At 70.5% G+C, this 17,307-nt stretch carries 16 protein-coding genes; 13 read left to right on the forward strand and 3 right to left on the reverse strand.

What is annotated here, in order from left to right:
- Window positions 1–291 precede the first annotated feature (291 nt).
- The 11 genes from ileS to ABD831_RS08470 all read left to right on the forward strand — a co-directional run bounded on the left by ileS (window position 292) and on the right by ABD831_RS08470 (window position 12,605).
- On the forward strand, window positions 292–3,573 hold the full coding sequence (ileS, locus tag ABD831_RS08420) for an isoleucine--tRNA ligase (RefSeq protein ID WP_344944338.1): 3,282 nt from the start codon (window positions 292–294) through the stop codon (window positions 3,571–3,573).
- 38 nt (window positions 3,574–3,611) lie between these two features.
- Entirely contained in the window at window positions 3,612–4,184 is a 573-nt protein-coding gene (locus ABD831_RS08425) for a GNAT family N-acetyltransferase (protein ID WP_344944341.1), read from the forward strand.
- The gene (locus ABD831_RS08430) at window positions 4,181–5,572 is read left to right on the forward strand and encodes a bifunctional folylpolyglutamate synthase/dihydrofolate synthase (protein ID WP_344944344.1); all 1,392 of its coding nucleotides are present in this window, start codon (window positions 4,181–4,183) and stop codon (window positions 5,570–5,572) included. The genes ABD831_RS08425 and ABD831_RS08430 overlap by 4 nt, the downstream gene beginning before the upstream one ends.
- A 57-nt stretch (window positions 5,573–5,629) precedes the next feature.
- Window positions 5,630–6,076, forward strand: coding sequence for a hypothetical protein (locus ABD831_RS08435; RefSeq protein WP_344944347.1), 447 nt, complete (start codon window positions 5,630–5,632; stop codon window positions 6,074–6,076).
- A 54-nt stretch (window positions 6,077–6,130) separates the two neighbouring features.
- Window positions 6,131–6,550, forward strand: coding sequence for a DUF4233 domain-containing protein (locus tag ABD831_RS08440; protein WP_344944349.1), 420 nt, complete (start codon window positions 6,131–6,133; stop codon window positions 6,548–6,550).
- On the forward strand, window positions 6,547–6,975 hold the full coding sequence (ndk, locus tag ABD831_RS08445; RefSeq protein WP_142177439.1) for a nucleoside-diphosphate kinase: 429 nt from the start codon (window positions 6,547–6,549) through the stop codon (window positions 6,973–6,975). The genes ABD831_RS08440 and ndk overlap by 4 nt, the downstream gene beginning before the upstream one ends.
- Before the next feature lie 18 nt (window positions 6,976–6,993).
- Window positions 6,994–8,028 carry a rod shape-determining protein gene (mreB, locus tag ABD831_RS08450; protein WP_425582797.1) on the forward strand — a complete coding sequence of 345 codons (1,035 nt, stop codon included), beginning with the start codon at window positions 6,994–6,996 and terminating at the stop codon, window positions 8,026–8,028.
- Between the two features lie 4 nt (window positions 8,029–8,032).
- Window positions 8,033–8,902 (forward strand): rod shape-determining protein MreC, encoded by an 870-nt coding sequence (mreC, locus tag ABD831_RS08455; protein ID WP_344944353.1) that lies wholly within the window; start codon window positions 8,033–8,035, stop codon window positions 8,900–8,902.
- Entirely contained in the window at window positions 8,899–9,399 is a 501-nt protein-coding gene (locus tag ABD831_RS08460; RefSeq protein ID WP_344944356.1) for a rod shape-determining protein MreD, read from the forward strand. The genes mreC and ABD831_RS08460 overlap by 4 nt, the downstream gene beginning before the upstream one ends.
- Window positions 9,396–11,402: a penicillin-binding protein 2 gene (mrdA, locus tag ABD831_RS08465; RefSeq protein WP_344944358.1), complete on the forward strand. Its 2,007-nt coding sequence runs from the start codon at window positions 9,396–9,398 to the stop codon at window positions 11,400–11,402. Before ABD831_RS08460 ends, mrdA begins: the two co-directional genes overlap by 4 nt.
- 66 nt (window positions 11,403–11,468) lie before the next feature.
- A complete protein-coding gene (locus tag ABD831_RS08470; protein ID WP_344944361.1) occupies window positions 11,469–12,605 on the forward strand; it encodes an FUSC family protein in 1,137 nt (378 codons plus the stop codon).
- A gap of 194 nt (window positions 12,606–12,799) precedes the next feature.
- Here ABD831_RS08470 and mctP read toward each other — a convergent pair whose 3' ends face one another.
- Together mctP and ABD831_RS08480 are read right to left on the reverse strand one after the other, a co-directional pair.
- The gene (gene mctP / locus ABD831_RS08475; protein WP_344944365.1) at window positions 12,800–14,497 is read right to left on the reverse strand and encodes a monocarboxylate uptake permease MctP; all 1,698 of its coding nucleotides are present in this window, start codon (window positions 14,495–14,497) and stop codon (window positions 12,800–12,802) included.
- The gene (locus ABD831_RS08480) at window positions 14,494–14,811 is read right to left on the reverse strand and encodes a DUF3311 domain-containing protein (protein WP_344944367.1); all 318 of its coding nucleotides are present in this window, start codon (window positions 14,809–14,811) and stop codon (window positions 14,494–14,496) included. The genes mctP and ABD831_RS08480 overlap by 4 nt, the downstream gene beginning before the upstream one ends.
- 174 nt (window positions 14,812–14,985) lie before the next feature.
- On the opposite strand from ABD831_RS08480, the gene lpdA reads away from it, so the two are divergent.
- Entirely contained in the window at window positions 14,986–16,383 is a 1,398-nt protein-coding gene (lpdA, locus tag ABD831_RS08485) for a dihydrolipoyl dehydrogenase (RefSeq protein ID WP_344944370.1), read from the forward strand.
- Between the two features lie 147 nt (window positions 16,384–16,530).
- On the opposite strand, the gene ABD831_RS08490 is transcribed toward lpdA, so the two are convergent.
- A complete protein-coding gene (locus tag ABD831_RS08490; protein ID WP_185744645.1) occupies window positions 16,531–16,686 on the reverse strand; it encodes a DUF6131 family protein in 156 nt (51 codons plus the stop codon).
- Window positions 16,687–16,927: 241 nt separating this feature from the next.
- Here ABD831_RS08490 and rpsO point away from each other — a divergent pair, with 241 nt between their 5' ends.
- The gene (gene rpsO / locus ABD831_RS08495) at window positions 16,928–17,197 is read left to right on the forward strand and encodes a 30S ribosomal protein S15 (protein WP_142177446.1); all 270 of its coding nucleotides are present in this window, start codon (window positions 16,928–16,930) and stop codon (window positions 17,195–17,197) included.
- Window positions 17,198–17,307: the final 110 nt, after the last annotated feature.

The following is a 17,307-nucleotide window of genomic DNA, read 5'->3' on the forward strand; positions in this document are numbered from 1 at the left end:
TCCGAACCTCCTGGCAGGCTAGACTGGCGCGCACAGGCGTTCGAGCCGTCATCAGCGGCGAGCCTCCGGAAGAACAGGGCGCAAGCCTTCACTAGAACCGGACGGGTGGGCCCGTCACAGCCTTCGACAAGAGCGGCCGTATGCCGTCTGCCCGAGCGGGTGGGAGGTGTGCGGCAAGCGGGGTGGTACCGCGGCAACCTCCAGCAGGAGACGTCGTCCTCGTGGCATGAGTGACGTGCATCAGTGACGAGCACGAGTGACCAACAGACGCGAACGCAGGAGACCACGAGCATGACCTACCCCCGGGTCACCACGACCGACGATGCCGACGCGCCCACGGGCGTCCCGTCCAACCCGCGCTTCCCCGAGATCGAGGAGCGGGTGCTGAAGTACTGGGACGAGGACGGCACGTTCATCGCGTCCGTCGAGGGTCGCGACGCCGGGACCGACGGGGACAACGAGTTCGTCTTCTACGACGGGCCACCCTTCGCCAACGGCCTGCCCCACTACGGTCACCTGCTCACCGGCTACGTCAAGGACATCGTCCCGCGCTACCAGACGATGCGCGGCAAGCGGGTGGAGCGCCGCTTCGGCTGGGACACGCACGGCCTCCCGGCCGAGCTCGAGGCGCAGCGCCAGCTCGGCCTCAAGACGAAGCAGGACATCGTCGAGCTCGGCATCGACACGTTCAACGACGCGTGCCGCAGCTCGGTGCTGAAGTACACCGGCGAATGGCGCGACTACGTGACGCGCCAAGCCCGGTGGGTTGACTTCGACCACGACTACAAGACGCTCGAGCCCGACTACATGGAGTCGGTCATCTGGGCGTTCAAGCAGCTCCACGACAAGGGCCTCGTCTACGAGGGCTTCCGCGTGCTGCCCTACTGCTGGAACGACCAGACTCCGCTGTCCAACCACGAGCTGCGGATGGACGACGACGTCTACAAGATGCGCCAGGACCCTGCCGTCACCATCGGCCTGCGCCTCGAGACCGGTGAGCTCGCCCTCGTGTGGACGACGACGCCGTGGACCCTCCCGGCCAACCTCGGCATCATGGTGGGTCCCGACATCGACTACGTCGTCGTCGAGTCCGATGTCACGGGCACGACGGAGCGATACGTCATCGGCGAGGCCCGCCTCGCGGCATACGCCAAGGACCTCTTCGGCCCCGAGGTCGACCGGGCCACTCTCGACGAGCGGATCGTCCAGCGGCTCAAGGGCTCCGACCTGCTCGGCCGCGCGTTCACGCCGCCCTTCTCCTACTACCAGGGGCACGAGCGCGCGCACTACGTCTTCCCGGCCGACTTCGTCACCACCGAGGACGGCACGGGGCTCGTCCACACGGCCGGCGCCTTCGGTGAGGAGGACAAGATCGTCACCGACGCGGCGGGCATCGAGCCCGTCATCCCCGTCGGGGCCGACGGCCGCTTCCTCTGGCCCGTCACCGACTACGAGGGCATGCACGTCTTCGACGCGAACGCCCACATCATCGACCACCTCAAGGCAGCCACCCGCGGCGAGGGCGAGACCGGGTCCGTCACGGCCGGCACCGTGCTGCTGCGCCGCGAGACCTACGACCACAGCTACCCGCACTGCTGGCGCTGCCGCGAGCCGCTCATCTACATGGCGGTCTCGTCCTGGTTCGTCGAGGTCACCAAGATCAAGGAGCGGATGCTCGAGCTCAACCAGGAGATCGAGTGGACGCCCTCGCACATCAAGGACGGCCAGTTCGGCAAGTGGCTGGCCAACGCCCGCGACTGGTCCATCTCACGCAACCGTTTCTGGGGCAGCCCGATCCCGGTGTGGAAGTCCGACAACCCGGAGTTCCCACGTCTTGACGTCTACGGCTCGTTCGAGGAGCTGGAGCGCGACTTCGGTGTCACGGTCACCGACCTGCACCGGCCGTTCATCGACAGCCTGACCCGCCCGAACCCGGACGACCCGTCGGGGAGGTCCACGATGCGCCGCGTCGAGGACGTCCTGGACGTCTGGTTCGACTCTGGCTCGATGAGCTTCGCGCAGGTGCACTACCCGTTCGACAACGCCGACTGGTTCGAGCACCACTTCCCGGGCGACTTCATCGTCGAGTACATCGGCCAGACGCGTGGCTGGTTCTACACGATGCACATCCTCGCCACGGCGCTCTTCGACCGGCCCGCCTTCAAGACCTGCGTCAGCCACGGCATCGTCCTGGGGTCCGACGGCCAGAAGATGAGCAAGTCGCTGCGCAACTACCCCGACGTGCGCGAGGTCTTCGACCGCGACGGCGCGGACGCCATGCGCTGGTTCCTCATGAGCAGCCCGATCCTGCGTGGCGGCAACCTCGTCGTCACCGAGCAGGGCATCCGCGACGGCGTGCGCCAGGTGATGATCCCGCTGTGGAACGCGTGGTCGTTCTTCTCGCTCTACGCCAACACCGCCCGCGGTGGGGAGGGCTACGAGGCCAAGCGGTCGACGGCGTCCACCGACGTGCTCGACCGCTACCTGCTCGCCAAGCTGCGCGAGTTCGTCGGCGACATGACCGAGCAGCTCGACGCCTACGAGATCGCCGCCGCGTGCGACACCATGCGCGGCTTCCTCGACGTGCTGACGAACTGGTACATCCGCCGCTCGCGCGACCGCTTCTGGGGTGGCGAGACCGACGAGTCGCTCGCGGCCTTCGACACGCTCTGGACGGCGCTCGAGACCGTCACGCGCGCCACCGCCCCGCTGCTGCCGCTCGTCACGGAGGAGATCTGGCGCGGCCTGACGGGCGAACGCTCCGTGCACCTCGCGGACTACCCGACGGTCGACGACCTGCCGGCCGACCACACGCTCGTCGTCGCCATGGACCGCGCCCGGGAGATCTGCTCGACGGGCTCCAGCCTGCGCAAGGCGCGCGGTCTGCGGGCGCGCCTGCCCCTGGCGCAGCTCACGGTCGTGGCCCCCGAGCCGGCCAGCCTGGAGCCGTTCCGCGCGATCATCCAGGACGAGCTCAACGTCAAGGCGCTGACCTTCGTCGAGCTCGCCTCGGCGAGCGAGTCGGACTTCGGCGTCAGCCAGCGCCTCACCGTCAACGCCCGCGCAGCCGGACCCCGTCTCGGCAAGGACGTCCAACGCGCCATCAAGGGGAGCAAGTCGGGCGACTGGAGCGTCGACGCCGACGGCACCGTCACGGCGGGTGGCCTCGCCCTCGTCGAGGGGGAGTACGCCCTCGAGACCGTCGTCGCCGGTGACGGCGAGTCCGGTGCCACTGCCATGCTGCCCTCCGGCGGCTTCGTCGTGCTCGACACGACGGTGACCGCGCAGCTGGCCTCCGAGGGCCTCGCCCGTGACCTCGTCCGGGCCGTCCAGCAGGCGCGCCGCGACACCGGCCTGCACGTCAGCGACCGCATCAGCCTCACGGTCCAGGGCGGGGCCGAGGTGTTCGAGGCCACCGTCACCCATCGCGACCTCATCGTCGGGGAGACGCTCGCGACCCAGTTCGCCGCGGCGGGTCCCGACCACGCACTGCCTGACGGCCTGCCGGGGACCCCGACGGACGTGGTCGTCGGCGACAACCACCCGGCGACGATCCTGGTGGTCAAGCGATGATCGCCGAGAACCGAGAGCACGAGCTGGAGGACGCCGACGTGAGCACCACCCCCGAGACCGACGCGGACCACACCGCGACCGACCCCGAGGACGGCGCCTCGCCCGTGTCGACCGACGGGGTCGTCATCCGCGGCGCCGTGGGCGACGACCTCACCGGCGTGCTCTCCGTCGGCCACCGCACGTGGCTCGCGACCTACGAGCCCATCGCGGGTCCGGAGTACGTCGCCATGGGTCTGGCCAAGTGGTGGACCAGCGACGTCGTCACCGACTCGATCCGCAAGGGCCGCACCATCGTGGCCGTCGAGGGTGACGACGTCGTCGGCGTGGCGACCTTCGGCCCCCAGGACGACGCCTTCGTGCTGTGGAAGCTCTACGTCCTGCCGGGCCACCACGGCCGCGGCATCGGCTCGCGCCTGATGGGTGCCGTGGTCGACCGGGCGCTCGAGAGCGAGCACTCGCGCATCACGCTGTCCTACCTCGAGGGCAACCAGCAGGCAGCGCGCTTCTACGACAAGCACGGCTTCGTGGAGACGCACCGTGAGACACCGGGATCCGGACTCCCGAAGAGCGTGTGGATGATGCGAGAGCTGGAAGCAGGTGACCCCGCATGAGCGGCCGACCCGATGCAGCGGCCCTGGAGGCTGCCCGCAACCTCGAGGAGATGAAGCGGATGCGCGAGATCGAGGAGGAGATCCTCGCCCGCGCGCCCGAGAACGACATCGGCCCGTCCCTCGACCGCATCCGTGCGGTCATGGAGCTCGCGGGTGACCCGCAGCGCACCTACCCCTCGATCCACCTGACCGGCACCAACGGCAAGACGTCGACGAGCCGGATGATCGACTCGATCCTGCGTGAGAGCGGCCTGTCCACGGGACGTTTCACGTCGCCGCACCTGCACGACGTCCGTGAGCGGATCACGCTGTCGGGCAAGCCGATCCCGCGCGAGAAGTTCATCGCCGCCTATGACGAGGTGGCGCCGCTCATCGAGCTCGTCGACGCCCGGTCCCTCGAGTCCGGCGGACGCCGGATGAACTTCTTCGAGGTGCTCGTCGCGCTCGCCTACGCCGCCTTCGCCGATGCACCCGTCGACGTCGCGATCATCGAGGTCGGGCTCGGCGGCTCGTGGGACGCGACGAACGTCATCGACGCGCAGGTCGCCGTCGTGACGCCGGTCGACCTCGACCACACCCACCTGCTCGGCGACGACGTCGTGTCCATCGCGGAGGAGAAGAGCGGCATCATCAAGGCCGACTCCGTCACCGTCTCCGGCGTCCAGGACGAGGACGTCGCCCGTGTGCTGATCGACCGCGTCGAAGAGGTCGGCGGAGCGCGGATCGTCTTCGAGGGCAATGACTTCGGTGTCCTGGCACGCGAGGTCGCCATCGGCGGCCAGCAGGTCTCGATCCGGGGTCTCGCGGGGGAGTACGCCGACCTCTTCCTCCCGCTGCACGGTGCGCACCAGGCGAGCAACCTCGCCACGGCCGTCGCCGCCGTCGAGTCCTTCGTCGGCGGGGGCGATCAGCGCATCGAGCCCGAGGTCCTGACGGCAGCGGTCGCGTCGATGACCTCGCCCGGACGCCTCGAGATCGTGCGGCGGTCGCCGACCGTCCTCGTGGATGCCGCCCACAACCCGCACGGGGCACGCTCGCTCGTGGCTGCGATCGAGGAGGCCTTCGCGTTCACGCGCCTCGTCGGGCTCGTCGGGATCGTCGCCGACAAGGACGCGGCCGGCATGCTCGAGGTGCTCGAGCCGGCGCTCGACCACATCGTCGTCACGCGCAGCTCGTCGCCCCGGGCCATGCGACCTGCCGACCTCGGCAAGCTGGCCGTCGAGCTCTTCGGCGAGTCACGTGTGACCGTCGTCCGAGACCTGCCCGACGCCCTCGAGCAGGCCGTGACGCTCGCCGAGGCCGAGGGCATGGGTGGTGGTGTCATCGCCACCGGGTCGGTCATCACGGCCGGGGAGGTCCGCATGCTCCTCGGCCTCACCGACGTCTGACCGCGACGGCACCTCGACCCCGACCTCCCCGACCGGAACCGACCTAGGCTGGCCCCCATGCACCCCTTGGTGAAGCTCGTCCTCATCGTCGTCATCGTCATCGCGGCCGTCGTCATCTGGGGCCGCGTCATGGGACGCAAGGACCCCGACCGCGAGCTCGTCGGCCTCACCGACACCGTGCGCGCGCGGGTGAGCCGCGAGATCAGTGCCGGGCACAAGATCAACGCCATCAAGATCTACCGCGAGGCGACCGGAGCGCCGCTGTCCGACGCCAAGCGCGCCGTCGACGGCTGGTTCGTGCCAGGCCAGGGCCCCGGGGTGCGGGACGCGGCAGCCTCGTTCAGCGAGGGCCGGCTCACCGACGAGGGGCGAGCCCGCATCAGTGAGCTGATCGTCGCGGGGCGCCGCGAGGACGCGATGAGCCTCTACTCCGAGGCCACGGGCGCCAGCGGGGCCGAGGCGCAGGCCATCATCCGCACCTGGGACACCACGCAGAACTACTGAACACCGACCACCTCACACCACCAGCCGCACGACAGCCGAGGCGACACCCACCCCATGCGTTCGATCATCTTCCACGGACAGACCGGCAAGTTCACGTTCCGCATGCTGGCGACGGTGCTCGGCGGCCAGTCCATCTGCATCCTCCTCGGGGCCCTCGTGGCGCGGGCGATCGCGGCCACCGACTCGGGCGGGGGGTCCAGCACGGCCTACCTCGTCGTCGGGCTCGGTCTCGGGGCGCTCTGCATCGTGGCCGCAGGACTCACGCGCCGTCCCTGGGGAGTGACGCTGGGCTGGGTCGTCCAGGGCCTGACGCTGCTCAGCGCGCTCGTCGTGCCGATGATGCTCGTCGTCGGTCTCTTCTTCCTCGCCCTGTGGGTCACCTGCCTGGTCAAGGGCGCCCAGGTCGACGCCGAGATGGCGCGGCGCGAAGCGGCCGCGGGCGACGGCGACGTGGCCGATAGGGTGGACGGGTGACCATCGAACGCTCCCTCGTCCTCGTCAAGCCCGACGGTTTCCAGCGCGGCCTCACCGGTGAGGTGCTGCGTCGCATCGAGGGGAAGGGCTACCGCCTGGTCGCCCTCTCCGTGCTGACGCCGACCCGCGAGCAGCTCGCCGCCCACTACGCCGAGCACGAGGGCAAGCCGTTCTACGCGCCCCTCGTCGACTTCATGAGCTCGGGCCCCGTCGCGGCGGTCGTCATCGAGGGCCAGGACTCCGTCAAGGGCTTCCGCAGCCTCGCCGGCGCCACCAACCCGACCGACGCAGCCCCGGGCACCATCCGCGGCGACCTCGGGCGCGACTGGGGGACCAAGGTGCAGCAGAACATCGTGCACGGATCCGACTCCCACGAGTCCGCCACACGCGAGATCGGCATCTGGTTCCCCGATCTCGAGGGCTGACCGGGGCACAATCTGGGCATGACCTCCCGACCGTGGCTGCGCCCCCTCGGGCGTGACCTCGCGATCGACCTCGGCACCGCCAACACCCTCATCCATGCCCGGGGGCTGGGCGTCGTCATCGAGGAGCCGTCGGTCGTCGCGGTGGAGGTCGGCACCGGGAGGCTCGTCGCCGCCGGAAGCCGGGCCAAGGAGATGCTGGGCCGGGCGCCCGGCACCATCCGGGCCGTGCGCCCCCTGCGCGACGGGGTGGTCTCCGACGCCGACGAGACCGAGCGGATGCTGCGCTGGTTCATCGACCAGGTGCGCACCTCCCGGCTCGTCCGCCCGCGCATGGTGCTCTGTGTCCCGAGCGAGGTGACCGGCGTGGAGCGCCGCGCTCTCGAGGACGCCGCCACCCGGTGCGGGGCCCGCCGCGTCTACATGATCGAGGAGCCGATGGCGGCTGCCATCGGCGCGGGCCTGCCCGTCTACGAGACCGCCGCGAGCATGGTCGTGGACATCGGCGGCGGCACGACCGACGTCGCGGTCATCAGCCTCGGAGGCATCGTCACGTCGAGCTCGCTGCGCGTCGCGGGCGACGAGATCGACGAGGCGCTCGTCAGCCACGTCAAGAGCGAGTACTCCCTCCTGCTGGGTGAGCGCAGCGCCGAGGACATCAAGGTCGCGGTCGGCTCGGTGTTCCCGCTCCGCGAGGAGCTGACCACCCGCATCCGTGGGCGCGACCTCGTGACCGGACTGCCCAAGACCGTGCAGGTCGGGTCGGTCGAGGTGCGCCGCGCGATCGAGGGTCCGGTGCTGCAGATCATCGAGCTGGTCCGCGCCACGCTCGACGTGTGCCCACCCGAGCTGGCCGGTGACATCATCGACCGCGGCATCACGTTGACCGGCGGTGGGGCACTGCTCCGCGGACTCGACGAGCGGATGCGCCACGAGCTCGGCGTGCCCGTCCAGGTCGCCGACGACCCGCTCCGGGCCGTGGCCCGGGGCGCCGGCCGGTGCGTCGACGACTTCGACAGCCTCGAGCGCGTCCTCGTCGGGGACCACCGCATCTAGTCGTATGCAGCCGACCGCCCGCCGCCGTCTCCTCGTCGTCCTCGCCTCGCTCACCGTCGCCCTCCTGCTGTCGGACCTCGCCGGCTGGTCGGTCGCCGACGGCGTTCGCCGCGGCGGTGGGCTCGTGCTCGGCCCGGTCCAGCGAGTCCTGTCCGGCGCGCCGCGCGACGAGCTCGCTGCGGTCGAGGCCGAGAACGTGAGGCTGCGCACCACCACGGCGGAGCAGCAGCACCGTCTCGACGAGCTCGGCCGGCTCGAGGAGCTGCTCGGGTCGACCGCGACGACAGGGCGCACACTCGTTCCCGCACGGGTCGTCGCCACCGACGTCAGCCCGCTCGGTGGGCGCAGCGTGACGATCGACGCCGGCTCGCGCGACGGCGTCCGGACCGACTCGACGGTCGTGGCGGCCGACGGTCTCGTCGGCCGGGTCGTGGCCGTGTCGCCGTGGACGAGCGACGTCCAGGTCCTCGGGAGCGCGGGCTCGGTCGTCGCCGTCCGCGTCGGGCCGGCCGGGGCGCTGGGCACCGTCTCGCCGCCGGTCGCGGGCGACTCCGAGTCCCGGCCCCGCGGCTCCCTGCGCCTCGCGCTCGTGGTCCCGTCCACTCCGGTCGTCGGGGACGTCGTCCGCACGCTAGGCAGCGTCGACGAGATGCCGTATGCCGCAGGCGTCGTCGTCGGCACCGTGACCGCCGTCGACCCCGACCGAGGACAGCCGGCCCGGGGTGCCACGGTCCGTCCCGCGATCGACCCCGATGCGATCGACGTCGTCGGGGTGCTCGTGCCGACCGCGCGCACCGCTCCCAGGCCGGCCACGCGGCCCACCGCACCGACCACGGCGCCGAAGGCCGCGCCGGTGAGGGGCAAGGCCCGATGAGGCCCACCCTGCTCGGACTGCTGCGGACGGCATACGTCCTCGTCGCGGCCCTGCTCGTGGCCACGCTCCTGCCCCGTCTCGGCCTCCCGCCGCGCTGGGTGCCGGACCTCGTGCTCGTCGGGGTCGTTGCGACCGCCGTGCTCCGCGGTCCCGTCCACGGCGCCCTCGTGGGTCTGCTCGCGGGCTGGGTCGTCGAGCTCGTGCCACCCGTCGGGAGCCCTCTCGGACTGACCGCGCTCGTCCTGATGGTCGCCGGGCTCGTCGCCGGGTTCTTCCGCCGCACGTCGTCGCGGTCGCGGCTGCGCGCTCCGGTCGCCCTGCTCGCGGCCACGGCCGTCGTGCTCGCAGGTCACATGGGCTCCGCCGTGCTCGCCGACGGCAGGGTCGAGGTCGTCGACGGACTCTGGCGGCTGCTCACGACGGTCGTCGTCGGCGGGCTGCTGCTACCCGCCTTCCTCGCGCTCGACCGGGCGCTGGTGCGCCGGAGGCTCGGATGAGCGCGCCACCCCGGCGCAGGAGGGTCGGTGTCGCCGGCGTGGTGCTCGTCCTGCTCGTCACGCTCTTCGGGCTGCTGCTGGGCCGGCTCGGGCAGCTCCAGCTCGTCCAAGGGCCCGAGCTCGCCCGGGCAGCGGTCACGGTCAACACCCGGACGATCACCGAGCAGGCGCTGCGTGGTCGCATCCTCGACCGCCGCGGCGCTCCCTTCGTCGACACCGCCTACCGCACCGCCGTCACGGTGCAGCGCTCCGTGCTCGTCGATGCCGCCGACGGCGGTCGTGGGCTCGTGACCCGCGTCGCCGCGGCGCTCGGCCTGCCGTTCGAGCGGCTCTGGGCCAAGACGATGCTGTGCGGCACCGTTGGGGCACCAGCGTCACCGGCGTGCTTCAACGGCTCGCCCTACGTGCCCATCCCCGTGGCGACCGGCGTCGACGCGCGTCGGGCCCTGACCCTGCTCGAGCAGCCGGAGAAGTTCCCCGGCGTGGGAGTCACGGCCGAGCCCGAGCGCTCCTACCCACGACCGGACGGCGCCCTCGCACCGCACCTGCTGGGCTGGGTCGCCCGGGCCGACGCTGCCGAGGTCACCGCCGGCCGTGGACGCATCGGCCCGGAGGACGTCGTCGGTCGCTCCGGCCTCGAGCAGCAGTACGACACGGTGCTGCGCGGCACGAACGGCAGCACGGTGGTCGCCATCGACCCGCGCGGCATCGTCACGGGCACGGTCGGCTCGACGGCTCCCGTTCCGGGCCGCGACGTCGTGACGCACCTCGACGCCCGGCTGCAGGCTCGCACCGAGGCCGCGCTCGCGCACGCGGTGACGTCGGCCCGGTCTCAGAAGCTGAAGGCCGACACGGGAGCCGCTGTGGTCCTCGACGTGACGAACGGCGCGGTGGTCGCCGCTGCGAGCTACCCCTCCTACGACCCGTCCGTCTTCGCCGGGGGCATCAGCAGCGCCGACCTCGCGCGCCTGGGCGACGAGCGGTCGGGCACCCCGCTCCGGTCGCGCCTCACCGCCGAGACCTTCCCGCCGGCGTCGACGTTCAAGGTGATCTCCGTGCCCGCGGCCGTCAACGCCGGCGCCGACCTCGAGGGGACCTACGACTGCTCACCCAACCTCTCCGTCGGCGGCCGCCTCTTCAACAACTTCGAGTCGCGCGGCTACGGCCCGATCGACCTGCACCGGGCCCTCGTCGTCTCGTGCGACACCGTCTTCTACCGCCTCGCCTATGCCGCGTGGCTCGAGCAGGGCGGCCTCGCCGCCCCGGTCACCGCGGCCGACCCCTTCGTCTCGATGGCCAAGGCGTTCGGGCTGGGTCGCCGCACCGGGGTCGACCTGCCCGGTGAGGCGGCCGGTCGCGTGCCCGACCGTGCGTGGAAGGAGCAGTACTGGCTGGCGACGAAGGGCGAGGCGTGCCGGCGCGCCGCCTCGGGCTACCCCGAGGTGGCGCGCACCGACCGTGAGCGAGCCGACTACCTCAAGCGGCTCGCGTCCGAGAACTGCACGGCCGGCTACCAGTACCGCGCCGGTGACGCGGTCAACTTCTCGATCGGCCAAGGGGACACGGCCGTGACGATCCTGCAGATGGCCGGGGTCTACGCCGCGATCGCCAACGGCGGCACGCTCTGGCAGCCGCAGGTGGCCGCGGCCTACCGGTCGCCGGCCGGGACGACCGCGATCGCGCCGAAGCGCGTCGCGACGGTGCCCCTGCGACCGGACGTCGCGGCATACGTCCGCTCCGCCCTCGGTGACGTGACGCGGCCCGGCGGGTCGGCGGGCACCGCGTTCAAGGGCTTCCCGCAGGACCGCTACCCGCTCGCGGGCAAGACGGGCACCGGTGAGGTGTTCGGCAAGCAGGCGACCGCATGGTTCGCCGGCTACGGGCCGACGACGAAGCCGAAGTACGCCGTCGTGGTCGTCGTCGGGCAGGGCGGCTCCGGCTCGAAGGTGGCAGCCCCTGCCGTGCGGCAGATCTTCGATGCCATCCTTGCCCTGGGCCTCTAGCCCGCCCGACTCCCAGCACGACGTCCGCCCGCACCGCGTGGTGGGACCCGACCGAGAGGCGCCTTCGTGGACGACTACCTGAGGAGCGACGCCCCGGTCGTCGAGGCGCTCGACCGGGCCTGGGACCGGAGCAGGCTCAGCGTCCGCACCCGGATCGGTCGGCTGCGCTCCCGGATCTTCCTGCTCGTCCAGTGCGCGGTGGCCGCCGGCGTCGCCTGGTGGCTCGCGACCGACGTCTTCCACCACCCGTCGCCGTTCTTCGCCCCGATCGTGGCCGTCGTGTGCCTCGGCATGTCCTACGGCCAACGGCTCCGTCGGGTGTTCGAGGTCGCCATCGGCGTCGCCGTCGGGGTCTTCACGGCCGACGTCTTCGTCCACGTCGCCGGCAGCGGCCCGTGGCAGATCTCGGCGGTCGTCCTGGTCTCGATGGCGATCGCGACGCTCCTCGACGGCAGCGCGGTCATCGTCACGCAGTCCGCCGTGCAGGGCATCGTCATCGCCGCGCTCGTCGCGAGCCCCGGACAGGCCTTCGGACGGTGGACCGACGCCCTCATCGGCGGTGGCATCGCCCTCGTCGCGGCGACCGTCGTCCCCCAGGCGCCGCTGCGCCGGCCCCGGGTGGCGGCCGCCGAGGCCGTGCGCAAGATCGGGGAGCTGCTCCGCCGCGCCGCGGCCAGCGCGCGCGACGGCGACGTCGAGGGTGCTGCGGAGGTCCTCGCCTCCGCCCGCGGCACCGAGTCGCTCCTGCGCGACCTCCGGTCGGCCGCCGACGAGGGCCTGTCGGTCATCACGTCGTCGCCGTTCAAGCGACACCACGGACCCGGTGTGCGCAAGATGGTCGACCTCGTCGAGCCGCTCGACCGGGCGATGCGCAGCACCCGCGTGCTCGTACGTCGCGTCACCGTCGCGGTCGGGCGGGGGGAGGCCCTGCCGCCCGGCTACGACACGCTCCTGCTCGAGCTGGCCGAGGCCACGGACGTGATGGGGCGCGCCCTGTCGGAGAACGCCTCACCCGAGATCGGGCGGCCCGCGCTGCTCGCGGTCGCCACCGCGACGGGAGAGGTGCCGCGCACCTCCAGCCTCGCGACGGAGACGGTGCTGGCGCAGGTGCGCTCGACCGTCGTCGACCTGCTCCAGGTGACCGGTCTCGACGTCGACCAGGCGATCGCGGCGCTCCCGCCCGAACGTCCCCGCCAGTCCTGACCCACCACCCACTCACGTCGAGTGAGCGCCCGGCCCCAGTCGAGTGAGCGCCCGACCCCTCCTGCCTCGGGCAGGGACGTGGCTCGTGGGACCTGGCGCTCACTCGTGCGGGACGGAGCGCTCACTCGACGGGCGGGGGAGACGCGCGCAGGGCCGGGTCCTCGCGGACCCGGCCCTGCGGCACACGTCGTCGATCAGGCCGACGGCGTCAGCTCGTGCGGACCCGTCTCCAGCTTCTGGACACGGGGGTCACCCGCGTCGACGAAGTAGTCGGCCGGGATGGTCTCGTCCTTGCCCTCTGGTGCCTTGGCGGCACGCAGGACGAGGGTGAGGACCGCTGCGACGACGACGTTGATGGCAAAGGCCGTCACCGCGATGTAGCCGAGCTGACCGACGACCGGCATGTTGGCCACGGACCCGGCGAACGGTGCCCCGGTCGCCTTGTTCGTCACGTTGTACGCGGCGAGGGTGCCGTAGACCATGCCGACCGCCCAGCCCACGAGCAGGGCCCAGCGGTGGAACCAGCGGGTGTACAGGTAGAACACGAGCGCCGGGAACGTCTGAAGGATCCAGATGCCGCCGAGGAGCTGGAAGTTGATCGCATTGCTCTTGTCGAGCGTCAGCACGAAGATCAGCGCGAAGGCCTTGACGACGAGCGAGGTGATCTTGCTGACCTGCGCCTCCTGCTTCGGCGTTGCATCCGGCTTGATCCACGCCTTGTAGATGTTGCGCGTGAAGGTGTTGGCCGCCGCGATCGACATAATCGCGGCCGGCACGAGCGCGCCGATCGCGATGGCTGCGAAGGCCACTCCGGCGAACCACGACGGGAACATGTCCTCGAAGAGCTGCGGGATGACGAGCTGTCCGTTGACCTTGCCGTCGAGGCCGACCGGCTTGGTGCCGGCCGCGATCGCGACCCAGCCCAGAAGGGCCAGCAGGCCGAGCAGGAAGGAGTATGCCGGCAGGATCGAGGCGTTCTTGCGGATCGTGTTGCGGCTCTTGGCCGACAGCGTCGCCGTGACCGAGTGCGGATACATGAACAGCGCCATCGCCGACCCGAGGGCGAGCGTCGCGTAGGCCCAGTACGCCTTCGGTCCGGGGATGAAGACGTTGGGGTTTCCCGTGGCCGGGTTGGTCGTCGTCTTCATCTTCTGCTCGGCCGCGTCGAAGACGTGGGTCCAGCCGCCCACCTTCGAGGGGAGGTAGATGACGGCGACGATGATGACGATGTAGATGAGGATGTCCTTGACGAAGGCGATGATCGCCGGCGCGCGCAGACCCGAGGTGTAGGTGTAGAGCGCGAGGACGAGGAAGGCGATGAAGAGCGGCAGGTCCTTCGCGACCCAGTTGCCTCCGCCGCCGACGCCCGCGACCTCGAGCACGGCCTGGATGCCGACGAGCTGGAGGGCGATGTAGGGCATCGTCGCGAGGAAGCCGGTGACTGCGACGGCGAGGGACAGACCGCGCGAGCCGGAGCGGCCGTGGACGAAGTCCGCCGGCGTCACGTAGCCGTGGCGGTGCGAGACCGACCACAGGCGCGACATGAAGATGAAGATGATGGGGTAGAGGATGATCGTGTAGGGCACGGCGAAGAAGCCGTTGACGGCGCCGAAGGCCCACATCGCGGCGGGCACCGCGACGAACGTGTAGGCCGTGTAGAGGTCACCACCGAGCAGGAACCAGGTGACCCAGGTGCCGAAGGAGCGTCCACCGAGGCCCCACTCCTCGAGGCTCTCCATGTTCTTCGGGCGTCGCCAGCGGGCGGCCCAGAAGCCGGCTCCCGCCACGACGACGAAGAAGAAGATGAGCACGGTGAGCGCGACGCCGTTGACGCCGCCGGTGTCGGCTGCAGGCGCGATGGCAGGTGCGATGGCAGGTGCGATGGCGGTCATCGGGTGCCGTCCTCTCGGTCGCGGCGGGCGGACTCGTCCTCGTCGAGGTAGGCGTCGCCCTCGGGGTTCATCGGCACGTGCGGGCGTGCCTTGAGGACGATGCGGTAGGCCGAGTAGGTCAGCGCCGAGCAGATGAGGACCCAGAGGAACTGATACCAGATGAAGAACGGGAAGCCCGCGAGACGCGGCTCGTCCTTGGCATAGGTGCCGACGAGGAGCAGGGCGACGATGGGGATGGCGAGGAGCACACCGGCAAGGGCCAGCAGACCCTTGTTCGCCGGCGGCGCCTGGTGGCGGTGCGGAGTGGTGCTCACGCGAGTGACCTCCGTTGGTCGGGCCGGAGAAGTTCGGCCGTGCGTCGCGGAACTTACTCCCGCAGTCGTCGGTCATGTGGTCTGCGACACCGTCAATTGGGCACTGGCGTGCAGATCGTGATGTGCCGGCGGACGGGGTCTCGGCGGCCGCAGGCGCACGGATAGGGTGTGGCCATGGCTGATTTCGATCTCGTTGTGCTCGGTGCCGGACCTGGTGGCTACGTCGCGGCGATCCGCGCGGCGCAGCTCGGCAAGAAGGTCGCCGTCGTGGAGAAGCAGTACTGGGGAGGTGTCTGCCTCAACGTCGGCTGCATCCCGAGCAAGGCGCTCCTGCGGAACGCGGAGATCGCCCACATCATCACGCACGAGAAGAAGACCTTCGGCATCGAGGGCGACGCGACGATGTCCTACGGGCCGACGCACGCCCGCAGCCGGTCGGTGGCCGATGCCAGCGCCAAGGGCGTCCACTACCTCATGAAGAAGAACAAGATCGAGGAGATCGACGGCTGGGGCACCATCACGTCGGCCACCTCGATGGACGTCGCCCAGGCCGACGGCTCCAAGCGCTCGGTCACGTTCGACCACCTCATCATCGCGACGGGCGCAACGGTCCGCATGCTGCCCGGCATGCAGGTCAGCGACAACGTCGTCACCTACGAGGAGCAGATCCTCGACGCCGACCTCCCCTCGTCGATCATCATCGGCGGCTCGGGTGCCATCGGCGTCGAGTTCGCCTACGTCATGAAGAACTTCGGGGTCGACGTCACCATCGTCGAGTTCCTCGACCGCATGGTTCCCACCGAGGACCCGGACGTGTCCAAGGAGCTCCTGCGCCAGTACAAGAAGCTCGGTGTCACCGTGCTCCTGTCGACGGCCGTCAAGAACGTCGAGGACACCGGCTCGGGTGTGCGCGTCACCGTCGCCCCCGCCGCTGGGGGAGACGAGACCGTCCTCGAGGCCGACAAGTTCCTCGCCGCCTTCGGCTTCGCCCCGCGCACCGAGGGCTACGGCCTCGAGTCGCTCGGCCTGCAGATGACCGAGCGGGGCGCCATCGCCGTCGACGGCCGCGGGCGCACGAGCGTGCCGAACGTCTTCGCGATCGGTGACGTCACCGCCAAGCTGATGCTCGCGCACACCGCCGAGGCGATGGGTGTCGTCGCCGCCGAGACCATCGCCGACGCCGAGACGATGGAGCTGAACTTCGACATGATCCCGCGGGCGACGTTCTGCCAGCCGCAGATCGCCTCCTTCGGCTACACCGAGGCGCAGGCCAGGGAGAAGGGCTACGACGTCAAGACGGCGAGCTTCCCCTTCTCGGCCAACGGCAAGGCGCGCGGCATGGCCGAGGGCGTCGGCTTCGTCAAGATCGTCGCCGACGCGGAGCACCACGAGCTGCTCGGCGCCCACCTGATCGGGCCCGAGGTGACCGAGCTGCTCCCGACGCTGACGCTGGCCCAGCAGTGGGACCTGACCGCGGACGAGGTGGCTCGCAACGTCTTCGCGCACCCGACGCTGGGCGAGGCCATGAAGGAAGCCATCGAGGGCATCGCCGGACACATGATCAACCTCTGAGCACCACCCCGAACCTCACGACACACGACGTATGCCGTCCGCTCGACTCGAGCGGACGGCATACGTCGTCTGACCCGAAGGGTGTCGGGACAGCAAGACGCCCCCGCGGAGACCGCGGGGGCGTCTGGCTGCTGCTGGTGCGACCGGTCAGTACCAGTGCTTCCGGCCACCGATGGCGCGACCGCTCGCGCCGAGGAGGAAGAGCACCGCGCCCACGACGACAAGAATGATGCCAATCGTGGTCAGGATGCTGATCTTGGCGAAGATGCCAATGAGCAGCAGGATGAGTCCGAGAACGATCATGGTGTCGCTTTTCTCCTTCAAGAGGTTTTCCCCGAGCAGTCTGTGACGTACCCGCGCCCCGGTCCGGTCCAAACATCTGGACGGTCACGAAACGGTCACGCGTCGTCCCGTGCCCGATTAGGGCCGGACGTACCCCACTGTTACGCTTGGAGATGCCGTAGACCGGCCGCGGATCGATAGCGCCCAGGTGGACATGCCCTGGAGCACCGCGCAACGAGAATGAGAAGGAGTCGGTTCACCCATGCCTTTGGAAGCTGACGTGAAGAAGCAGATCATGACCGAGTACGCCACGGTCGAGGGCGACACCGGCTCTCCCGAGGTCCAGATCGCGATGCTGACGCAGCGCATCAAGGACCTGACCGAGCACTCTCGGGCCCACAAGCACGACCACCACAGCCGTCGTGGTCTCCTCCTGCTGGTCGGCCGCCGCAAGCGCATGCTGCGCTACCTCGAGGCGACCGACATCGAGCGCTACCGCTCGCTGATCAAGCGACTCGGCCTGCGTCGATGAGTTCGTGACGAAAGGCGGTCACCGCGTCCTGCGGAGACCGCCTTTCGTCGTAGGTGCAGGAGTCCGACGACCGTCGGACCGCACCAGGGCCAGCCGGCCCGAAGAAGAAA

Origin of the sequence: Terrabacter ginsenosidimutans (genome assembly GCF_039539425.1) — a bacterium.
Taxonomy (GTDB): domain Bacteria; phylum Actinomycetota; class Actinomycetes; order Actinomycetales; family Dermatophilaceae; genus Terrabacter; species Terrabacter ginsenosidimutans.